Consider the following 10,833-nt stretch of genomic DNA (forward strand, 5'->3'; position numbering starts at 1 on the left):
TTCATTTCATGGATGTCAATTTTTGCTCTCTCTTAAACACATTACACCATTCTTTCCATTCTATTCGTTTTGGATATAATTTCTTGATTGTATCATCACGCTCTAATATTAGGATAGGTAGTTCGTCACTGCGCATGACTTTTTGGGTGTGCTCTAGTGTAAACACATAACTATCTAATGGGTATCCTGATAAAAAACTAATGCAACGTTCCTTTAATGTCCAAAAACAAGCTTTCCAATAATTCCATTCGCCTGGCTTAGGTATGAAACGTACATCAATGTCTGAAGTCGGTTTGTAACAACCTCGAGAAAGCGAACCATAGGCTATTGCTGACATTAAACAATCTGTTTTCTCCAATCTATTTCTCATGGCTAGGGTGTTATTATAGAAGTCGATTGCAGGCTTATTACCAGCTCCCATATGATTATAGACAGCTTTTGCTTGGGCATTGAACATATAATTTAGAGTATGAGCAATAAATAAACTCATCCACCATGGTATTATTAGTGATAATAGTATTGTAATAATTATATCCAAGCTTATTTTAATAACATTTTCACGCCAATTAGCGTATAACATTCCTTGAAAAAACCATGCTGAAAGAATTGTCAGGAAACCGTAGCGAATCCATTCGTCTAATATTGTACCTTGAAATTTTTTAGGTAATTTTTTCTTGTGTTTGGAGAATAATACAGTAATATATTGGTTCATAACTTAATAATATTTAAGATTGTCTGAACATTGATATGTTTAATTGAAAATAGCATTACTCAAATCAATTTCAAAAAATCAACAAATTGCTTTCCTACTTTTTCTATACTGAAATACTTTTTCATTATTTCTAAACCACCTGCTGCTATTTGTATCGCTTCGGACTGATTTTGTTGTATGTGTAATAAAGCATTAGCTATGGCTTGGCTGCTTTCTGGTTTTATAATGTATGCGTTTTTTTGGTTCTCTATATAGTCACAAACATCGCCTACATTAGTGGCTAATACAATATTTCCTGTGGCCAAATACTCGGACAACTTGAATGGAAATCCATAATTTGCAAAACGGGTGTTTGTGCGTACCATACAAAGTACATCACTTTCTTTCATTAAGCGTAATAATTCCTCATCACTAACAAAACCAAGATAATGAATATATGGTTTACTGTCTGCCATTTTTAAAATTTCCATATCTCTTTGTGAGCCTTTACCTAGAAGATAAAGTTCGCAAGGACATCCGGATTCTCTGGCTTGAATAATCCCATTAATAAGATATGAAACACCCTCTTTCTCGCCGTAAGTTCCAGAATAAAGAACTTTCAGTGGATAATTCAATGTTAATTTCGGTTTTTCGCAGATGATAGGTGTTGAATTTGGTAACAGACATAGTTTAATGTAGGGGCATCGTTCCTTATTTTCATGCCACAGATTTTTAGATATGACAAATGATGAAGTCTGAGCGTAAGCACGTTTCGAAAGCCATTCGCTAATGTATATGTTCATTCTGTGACGAAATGGCATATTGTGACTACTGTGAAATAAGCTAGTTTCTGTTTGGTCAAATACAATTTTATAACCTAATTTCCGTGCATAGCGGTAAAATGGATATTCTGCCGGTTTTAAAAGAATGCCCATTATCATAACATTTTTAGCATTAGGATCATACCATTTTTTTAATTGGTCTTTACCTATCTTCCAAAAGGCACGAAGCCCTTTTTGCTCAGCAATAGGTGTAATATCTACATAGTCGCAAAATCCATATATCCCAAATGGTAATTGTTTGTCTTTCTGTTCTCCTGTAGCTCGTATTCCTGAAATTAGCTTGTGGCAGGATATATGCTGAGCGTTCAGATAATCAATTTGATACCTGATACGCTTGGTTGTGGCATTGCCAAATGGGAAGTTATGGTTACCCACATATACTATATTTAATGTGATTTCGTTCATATGGTTATAACTCAATAGAGAGTTATGTATCGGAATTAGTTCAAAATTTTAATTACTTTAGCTGGTATGCCTGCCGCTACAACGCCAGAAGGAATGTCTTTTGTTACAATGGCGCCAGCTCCTACAATGCTATTGTCTCCAATGGTAACGCCTTTCATTACAGTGACATTCATTCCTAACCAAACGTGGTTTCCTATGTGAACAGGTTTGGCATTTGTCTCATAAAGCTCTTCATGGTCATCTCGATCACCTATGCGTACACCTATTCCAATTGTTACATCATTTCCTATTATAACCTCTTTGTCCGCAACCACACTTACTCCAGAAAAACCGCATCGATCACCGATGATGATGCGAGCCTTTTCTTTTCCTGTAGATATTATACATCGGTGATCAATACCTCTTTGGTTATAAAGTGAAGATGAATTGAATTTACAGTTATTGCCAATCACTATTGTGCTACACTGCGCACGTGATACTTGTAAAATACCGCGACAACTGAGATTTTTGCCATACTTTGTTCCTCCAATTGTAAGTAATACTTTAGTTAACATTGTTGTTATTGCAGTGTGTTGTATTTTGAATATCTTGGCACAAATAAACCAAATTTCACCTCGGAAATCATGACACAAAAAATTAAGATGTTTATTTTTCATTCGCAATCTCACTATATATTTTGATTGTTTCTAAAGCATTGTTTTTTTTATTATGCCTAACAGAAGCCACTTTTTGCTCTTCATTGGAAAGTTGTATTGCGAACTGGTCGTTTGCAAATATTCGACATATACAATCAGCCATCATTTCAGTCTCCTCAAATCGGTATAGAAGTCCAGTTTTACCATCCTCTACAAAATCAGGAACACCTCCCACAAAAGAAGATACACATGGCACTCCTAGCAATTGGGCTTCACCCAATGAGTTAGGAGAATTTTCAATAGATGAAGGGCAAACAAATACGTTACTGTTCAAATAACGTTGAGCCATCTGTTCAGCAGTGAGTATACCACAAAAATGAATATGTTTTGAAACGTCAAATTTTCGGATCAAATGACGTAGATAATTGGCATATGCTGATAGCTTGAATAGTTCTTTAAGTGAGGTAACTGAAGTGATATTCTTGCCGGCTACATAAACCTGTGCATTAGGATAATAACGAAGAATAAATGGGAGGGCTTCTATAATCTTGTGCATACCTTTTAATGGTGACATACCTTGGCTGATGAAAATGCTATGTCGCTCACAAGAATAAGGAGACCATTTATGCCCCTCAAATGCATCTCTTAAGGTCTCATTACAGAAGTGATAATTTAACTTTGGATTTACGGAAAGAGTGTGGCATTTATCCCAAGATGTACGTCCTATAACATGTTGTATTTCTTTGAAGTAAGCTATTTCTATGTTAGTTCGCTTTTGGTTATGTTCTGGCATTCTTCGAAGTTCTGCTTTGAAAAACTCTTTTAAAGTTAGATTATCCCAAGCATCATGCGGAGTGAGCCCCCCAGTGATATAGCGCTGAATCACACTGATTATGCCTTGAATAGAAAGTACCACATGTTTGTTACTACATCCACGGATATATGCAAGTCCTTGTATGTATTCGCTTCCATGAATATGAATAACATTAGGCTGGAAGTCGTCACGAACCTTACGCCATGCGACTTCCATTGACGAGTTATATGTTTTAGGATTTATTTCAAATGGGAGCAGGTAATATGTTATACCATTAATTTCTTCTTTCAAATTTATTCCTTTGCCTCCCATGGTAGCTACAGCAAACTGTAATGTAGGATCTTGCTGCTGTAGTGCTTGTAAAGAAGCATACATCCAACCACCTGAGCCAATAATATTCTTTCCACAAATTTCAGCCAAAGGTGGTAATAAAGTATTTGTAATCCAAAGTATTTTCATATTTGATAATATAGTTATAACCATAAAGGAGCAGAAAAAACAGTCTGAAAATCAGCCCAGCGTTCATAGTATACTCCTTTTGTTTGGCTTTTGTAAAACATGAAGAATAGATATGCAATTGAGACGATAAAAATGAATTTACTAGATTCCTTTATTCTTTGATTTTTTACACGTGACCATTGTCTTATAATTTCGGGAATTGCAAAGATTGTAAAAATGTTGAAATATATCAATATGCGTGCAATGGTACGAATCAGATACCCATCACCTAAAAAGCCAATTATTAAACAAAGCATAAAAAATCTTTGAGGTAAATCCATCTTTTTGTAGAAATAGATGGCGGAATTCATGAAAAATATCCAAATAAATTGTTCTACAATAGAATATTTACGGATGGAATTATCTAGTTCTTCAATATATGAATCAAAACCTTCTACTCCTAAAAATGTCCATTGAGAGGACACCAATGTTTGCCAATGGGATGAATCAATAAAATAGCGACCAAAATATAAAAGATTGCAAACAATGAACATCCATAATAATTTTTCTCCTTTGTAGTATCTAGCCAAGATGAAAATAGCTAGAAGTACAAAAGCTGAGTATGAACCGCTGTGAATTTGAGTGCTGATGCCAATCAATATGGTTGTTAATATATATATTACATACTGGGGGATATTTTTTAAAAACGAAATTCTTTTGCTTTCGAAAATAATAAAAACAGCAATAAGTGTCAATGTCAATGTAACAGATTGTCTATTTGAATTGATAATTAGCATTCCATAATTGGGATTCAGCATAAGAACCATGATTGCCAACCAATAAAACTGAGGTCTTACATATCTTTTTATGAATATTCCTATTATACAAAGTTCAATTATTGCGCATGCCATTAAATACCCAAAGAATCCAAGTGGTTTTGCAAATCTTAGCAGCCATACATAACCAACTTCTATTTCGCGGTTGCCATATTGTGCTGTTTGGTTTAGATTATTTACGATATGCCATCTGCTGTAATTTGCGGTCCAATCTTGCACCATTTCAAACTGCAATCCCCAAGGTATAAACAGGAGTATCATAGAAAAGATTAAAGCTTTTTCTTTTTGTTGCGGAAAAGAGAGATACAATACCAATATGGCAAAGAATAAAATTAGATAAAACATTGAAAATTATTTAATAATATTTTTGAATTTGCTTTCTAATTTATTGTAGTATTGATCTGCGAAATAAGATTGTAGTGTGCAATTTAGAGATTTTTGTTTAATTCTACTATATATTGTGATGGCATCATCTAGGTCTTTTGCAACAAATACATAATCATCATAAACGCCTTTAAACCAATCTGCACCTGTTACAACTTTATGGTCATTGCTTTTGATTATAATGACGGGTGTTCCTGCTACAAGAGAAAAAATAGTACCATGGTAACGATCGGTAATTGTGACATCATAATAAGAAAACTTTTCTATTGCTTCTTCAATAAAATGCTGTATGTTTTTACGTATTTTTAAATAAGAAGTTTTTATAGTTGTATCTGTAATTGTTACCTCTGCACCAACTTTTTCCAAGTTGGATTTCAATTTTGACAAATCATTGTCAGAATAAAACTTTTCACCATCATTGCGAACGCATAAGCATACACCTTTGCGTTGGTGCTTAAAATGAAGTGTGCCGATAAGTGAAGTTACTATGTCTGGATATGCTTCAACTGATATGTCTGGAAACATTTGTTTGGCTATTTCGAAAGAAGTAAAGTCACGGGCTAGAAAAAGCATTTTTTTGGCTGTATTATATATTTTTGCCGTACGCTGTTTATTAATCTTTTTTTTAAAAAAAATAGTTTGTGGCATCATAAGAATATGAGCATTTGGTAGATTCTCAATGATTAGGCGGTGCATATATTCATGGTTTCCTCCTAAATCTTGGGTTGTATAGCCACTTTGGAAGATTATAATGTCTTCGTTTATTCTGAAAGCATTTTTAAAAGCTTCCATAAATCCAAAACGATTATCAACAACTATGTCTGATTCTATTTTTATCAATTCATGATTAGGGTAATTTTGGCCAATCCAGCGACAAATACAATAGTATTGGGCCATATCTCCAAGATTAGAATGTGCTGTAATTCCCAAATAGTAAACACGCTTTTTGTCTAAAGAGTCGGCACGTAAAAATGGTAGTAATTTTTGAGTTTCATGTTTTACATTCCTATTATATTCATATTTCCATTTTAGTCGTCGAATTGGCATATATGCCCAACTAAATAATATATGAATTATTTTACGCGTTTGCTTATTCATCGCATTACTGTTTTTATTTTCTTTATTAACTGAATCAGATGTCTGGGTAATATCATTAGTGTTAAAATTCTGATTTGTTCTTTAAGTCCCGAATCAATGTTTTTTTTAGGTCTATAATATTTAGATGCAAGATTTTCAACTGTTTCTCCTGCAATATAGTCAAACCAAAAAAGGTTGCCATCATGGGGTTTGGATTGTGGTAATTTCATATTACGATTTGCTTTACTGGCATCTGTGTAATCACGTTTATCAAGTAAAAGATTCGGTTTCAAAAGATCGATTATTCGTTGTGCTTTATCTGTGTTTACAATAATAGCGGATACACCGGCACCGTAATCTTTAAACTTAAAACTATACGGTGTATATCCCCAATAGTCAGCGAGAGAAAAATCACCTACACGATTACTGCCTGCATATTGGCAATGATAACAATTCTCCCGTAAGCTATAGTTGTCAACAAAACAACAGAAGTAGGGATCAACATATACTGATACAGAATCAGATGTTCCATCACTGTAGATATATTTCATGCATGTATGTAATTGATCTGGTTGTTTGTCTCGAAAACGTACATTTATTATCTGTTTACCTTTTTGTTTTTGCATAAAGCCAATTCTGTCACGAAGAATTTTTCGAGATGGTACACCATGACAGATTATGTCTAGAGTTAAAAGATTTGCATAATCTTTGCCTAGAAATGCTTTAAGACCTGCAATTTGGCATGGGGTACCGGTAAATAGAACAAGTTGACTATCTATAAGCAAGATTTTAACTTCTTTATATGTCTCTTTTACATCGCTGTGAGCGTATTTACTTCCTTGGAAAACTGCCAGTTCCTCTATAGTTGAAACTATTTTATGAATCACGCCTGGTGTTTGCCAAATGGCACCACATACATAACCTCCATTTTTGATAACGTATTCTGATAAAAGATGGGCAACACCCCCACTGGTGCTTTTCTTCCTAGCATTTTTTTCTTTTATCCAACCTGCATATACATCTTTTATTTCGTTCCTTTGAATTTCATGAATAGAAGGGCAGATGCGTCGACATTTTCCACAATTTATGCATAGTTGCTGGTTAATAGTTGGATATATATGTCCATGCTCATCTTCTTCCATGCTTATTGCGTTCTTAATACATCCTAAGCGACAAGCCTGACAGCCTGTACATTTAATTTTGGGACAAATTTCTTGTAAAATGCTCTTTGCCACTTTATTTTAATTTGAATGTTTTGAACCCCTTTCTTAATTTATTCGAGATTCTTTCTAGAAAAGATGATTGTAACCAACTCATAAGTTTAGCTGTTAATGCTTTATCATCAAAAATGTATTTGGGATGTTTAAGAGGAAATTTGTAATCAAAAACTTTCTTTTCATATAAACTCTTCTGGCGTTTACTCATTTGATTCATATCTGCTGCTGTATGTGTCGAGTTTACTGCCACACCAATATTATTAATCAAATTTTTTGAAGGGATAATTGAAAGTTGTCCATTAATCATTCTTGTACTTGAAATAAAATCTTCATAATGTTCACGCCCTGAAGCACGATGACGTATGTAAGTATTCCAAGCTGAGTTTGTGAGAGTTCCGTTTGCACGTAATTTGGCAACAGTTTCATTATCATCCATCCACGATAAAGTTGAATCCCATGAATCTATGGTACGTTTCCATGTTGCCCATCCCCAAATAGGCCCCCGACTACTGAACCAATAATCGGCTTCGACGTTTACAGTATCCATAATGTTATAACCAGAAATCATACAGATGCGAAGGTCATTTTCGTATTTATCAAGTAATTCCTTGCAAAAGGGGAAAAAGCTTTGTGAAGGAACATCATCATCTTCGAGAATTATACCTTTATTCACATACTGAAACATCCACTTCTGAGCATAATATTCAGAAGGATCGCAACCAACATTTTTTTCTTGATACCAACGGTGAATTACGCACTCCCAGTCAATGTCCTCAACGATTTTACGACAAGCATCAATTCCCTCGACATCACTTGAGTGACCTTCGCGAGCGCCATCTTGATAGAGAAATAGTTGGGATGGACGAGCAATCTTAATTTGTTCGAATACACGTAATGTTTGCTCAGGACGTGCAAAAAAAATGAGCAATACTGCGATATCGATATTTGATTTATGCATAAGTTCTATTGATTTGAATTAATAAAATCCAGCTGCTAAATAGTATAATGAATCTGTTAGAAAGAGTTGCTTATTTTCTGTTCTATATAGGTTGAATCATGTATTGAAATGTAATTCTTACTATCATGATTTGTTGTAATACTTAATTAGTGAATTTGTTTGCTAATTTTTTCGATAAATGAATTACTTTTTTCTGTTCCGTTTTAACTAATCCAAATATATAGATATCTATTAGGATCCAAATGATTGCTGTTATGGAAAAGGTGAAAAAACCAAATAATGTTTCGGCCCATAATTGGCGGATTACAACTAACGGAAGTGCAGCAACTAGAACTGTAAGACAAGGCCATGCGGTATGATGTAAATACTCCTTTACTGTAAAATTTGTAATTCGTACAAGATAATTAATTTGAAAAATTAATATGGATATTGCTGAAATTATTAAACACAAAATAACTGTATATATTGGTGCCCCCAGAGAATATAATATAAAAGTGGCAGGCAATACACTCAAGTAAGCTAAACTATAAAATATCTGATTGGCACGTATTTTACCTGTTGCTTGGATGGAAGCATCAAAGCCAGCTCCTATGCTTCTAATTAATCCGCAAACAAGAAGCAATATGGCGAAATTATTTGTATATGGAGGTACATCCTTTAGCCATATCTTAAGAACGAAATCCATATTGAGAATTAGTGGAAGGGTAGGTAAAAGCATTATGAAGAATGCGTATTTTGAAATATAATATACTAATGAGAGAGAGCGGGCTGGATTATCACCACTTTGATTTTTCATAATTTGTGGAACTGTTGCTTGGTTGAGACTTTGCACAAACATCATCACATATCCGTTTATTTGGAATGCTATCCCAAATGCTGCGTTTACGACTGTGCTGAAGAACAAATTAATAATCATATTGGAACCTTGGTTCTGGCCAATAGAAGCTAAGGCACCAATCATAATCCAAAAAGCGAACTCTAGAATACCACTATAATCAGAACAATTCTTATTTAATTGCCATTTGATAATCTCTTTATCTTTAATTCTACAATATATAAATAGACAGATAGGTAATATGGCTGAGTATAATGTAATAATCGAAGAGAATGCTTTTAATCTATTGCCTAAAAAATAGGTCAATCCTATAACGAGAACTAATTTAAGGATTGATCGTCCAATCTCGACTATAGCTGTAAATACAAATTTTTCTCTTGCAATAATTAGACCGTTATAAGGAATACTAAGAATATTTAGAGATGTGGCCAATAAACTCATATGGAGTATAAAGATTGCATCCTCTATTTTTTCGATATTAAAATTAGCGATGTTTTTAATATAATATATTCCCAAAGTTTCTCCTATTAATATAAGTAAAAGAACTAAGGTTACATGTATGAGCATTACGGTGTTGAAGACTTTCCGAGGGTTTCCGTGCTCTCCTTTTCCAAATTCTACGACAATGTAACGATAGGTGACTGAAGCCATGGTCGTACCGAGAAAATTCATCATAGACACTATGCCACCTACAATAGTATAAAGACCGTAATCACTAGCTCCTAATGCCTGTAATATGACTCTGGACGTGTATAGTCCAATAAGTATGGATAATACTAATTTTATATACAGTATAGCTGTGTTTTTTACTATACGTTTGTTGTCTGCTATTGTAGGCATAGTTAGAGGCAAACTTGATTGCTGGAAAAAAGTTCTTCAGTTATTAGAATTGACGTTTAGTATGATGTCATGAAGTATAAAGGTAGAAGTGTAGTAACCCTATCCCCGCGCTACGCCCTCGCCCCTCCCAACCCTGCCTAGAGTTGAAAAGACGAAAACCACGCATTTGCTTGTAAAATTGAGTGCAAATATAGCGACTATGTGTCAAAATACCTAATATTTCAATTTAAATAATTTAGGATAATTAATTTTGCCGAATTATAAACAAATTAATTTTATATATTATGGAAAAAAAATGAGTATTTCGGTTACGATGGGCGACGAGACAAAATTTGCTTTATCCATCTTTACGAAGCATGTGAGAAATATGAGGCTGGCTTTGATACAGATATTTAGGTACTGCTTGGACAAATTGTATGAGGATTGCCCGAGGGTGTCGTACGAAGAAGCTAAGCACTTGGCGCATATTTCTACATTGATAAACCGCATCAACCCGGAGGTGCAAGATAGGAAAGAAGAGGAGAAGGAAAAGAAAAAAGCACTCGAAGAAGAGGAGGAAAGGGAGAAGTGCGAGGAGATTAAGAGAAAACGGAAAAAAGTGCTTGGAAGTTAAGCCATTTTTCCGGGGAGTATGGACGACAAAAGTGACCGCTCAACTATGCTGAACGGCACTTTTTGTCTTTTTACCTACCGAGAATTGTATGGCTGTTGTTCGGAAATATATGTATATCTTTGTGCCCAGAAACGTTTCAAAATACCTATGTATATTAATAATTAAAGAAATATAGAAATGAATAGTAATGACAAATTTGTTGAAATATCACGTTTTAATGATATGTACGACAAGAACCCTAAACCGTC

Annotated in this window: 10 protein-coding genes; 1 reads left to right on the forward strand and 9 read right to left on the reverse strand. The window is 34.2% G+C overall.

Annotated features, from left to right (window positions below; translation table 11 throughout):
- Position 1 precedes the first annotated feature (1 nt).
- The 9 genes from Q1W14_RS01170 to Q1W14_RS01210 all read right to left on the reverse strand — a co-directional run bounded on the left by Q1W14_RS01170 (position 2) and on the right by Q1W14_RS01210 (position 9,783).
- Entirely contained in the window at positions 2 to 712 is a 711-nt protein-coding gene (locus Q1W14_RS01170) for a hypothetical protein (RefSeq protein WP_300698426.1), read from the reverse strand.
- Between the two features lie 59 nt (positions 713 to 771).
- On the reverse strand, positions 772 to 1,938 hold the full coding sequence (locus Q1W14_RS01175) for a glycosyltransferase (protein ID WP_300698428.1): 1,167 nt from the start codon (positions 1,936 to 1,938) through the stop codon (positions 772 to 774).
- A 35-nt stretch (positions 1,939 to 1,973) separates the two neighbouring features.
- Positions 1,974 to 2,594, reverse strand: a complete 621-nt coding sequence (locus Q1W14_RS01180; protein WP_300698430.1) for a DapH/DapD/GlmU-related protein — start codon at positions 2,592 to 2,594, stop codon at positions 1,974 to 1,976.
- Positions 2,584 to 3,846 carry a glycosyltransferase gene (locus Q1W14_RS01185; RefSeq protein ID WP_300698432.1) on the reverse strand — a complete coding sequence of 421 codons (1,263 nt, stop codon included), beginning with the start codon at positions 3,844 to 3,846 and terminating at the stop codon, positions 2,584 to 2,586. Before Q1W14_RS01185 ends, Q1W14_RS01180 begins: the two co-directional genes overlap by 11 nt.
- Before the next feature lie 14 nt (positions 3,847 to 3,860).
- Positions 3,861 to 5,006: an EpsG family protein gene (locus Q1W14_RS01190; protein WP_300698433.1), complete on the reverse strand. Its 1,146-nt coding sequence runs from the start codon at positions 5,004 to 5,006 to the stop codon at positions 3,861 to 3,863.
- 6 nt (positions 5,007 to 5,012) lie between these two features.
- Positions 5,013 to 6,143 (reverse strand): polysaccharide pyruvyl transferase family protein, encoded by a 1,131-nt coding sequence (locus Q1W14_RS01195; RefSeq protein WP_300698435.1) that lies wholly within the window; start codon positions 6,141 to 6,143, stop codon positions 5,013 to 5,015.
- The gene (locus Q1W14_RS01200) at positions 6,140 to 7,357 is read right to left on the reverse strand and encodes a Coenzyme F420 hydrogenase/dehydrogenase, beta subunit C-terminal domain (RefSeq protein ID WP_300698436.1); all 1,218 of its coding nucleotides are present in this window, start codon (positions 7,355 to 7,357) and stop codon (positions 6,140 to 6,142) included. The genes Q1W14_RS01195 and Q1W14_RS01200 overlap by 4 nt, the downstream gene beginning before the upstream one ends.
- Position 7,358: 1 nt before the next feature.
- On the reverse strand, positions 7,359 to 8,297 hold the full coding sequence (locus Q1W14_RS01205; protein ID WP_300698438.1) for a hemolysin activation protein: 939 nt from the start codon (positions 8,295 to 8,297) through the stop codon (positions 7,359 to 7,361).
- A 142-nt stretch (positions 8,298 to 8,439) separates the two neighbouring features.
- On the reverse strand, positions 8,440 to 9,783 hold the full coding sequence (locus Q1W14_RS01210) for an MATE family efflux transporter (protein ID WP_300698439.1): 1,344 nt from the start codon (positions 9,781 to 9,783) through the stop codon (positions 8,440 to 8,442).
- A gap of 502 nt (positions 9,784 to 10,285) precedes the next feature.
- Between Q1W14_RS01210 and Q1W14_RS01215 the strand changes: the two genes are divergently transcribed.
- Positions 10,286 to 10,585, forward strand: a complete 300-nt coding sequence (locus tag Q1W14_RS01215) for a hypothetical protein (RefSeq protein ID WP_300698442.1) — start codon at positions 10,286 to 10,288, stop codon at positions 10,583 to 10,585.
- The last annotated feature ends 248 nt before the right edge of the window (positions 10,586 to 10,833 follow it).

Source organism: Bacteroides sp. (genome assembly GCF_030151085.1).
Classification (GTDB): domain Bacteria; phylum Bacteroidota; class Bacteroidia; order Bacteroidales; family Bacteroidaceae; genus Bacteroides.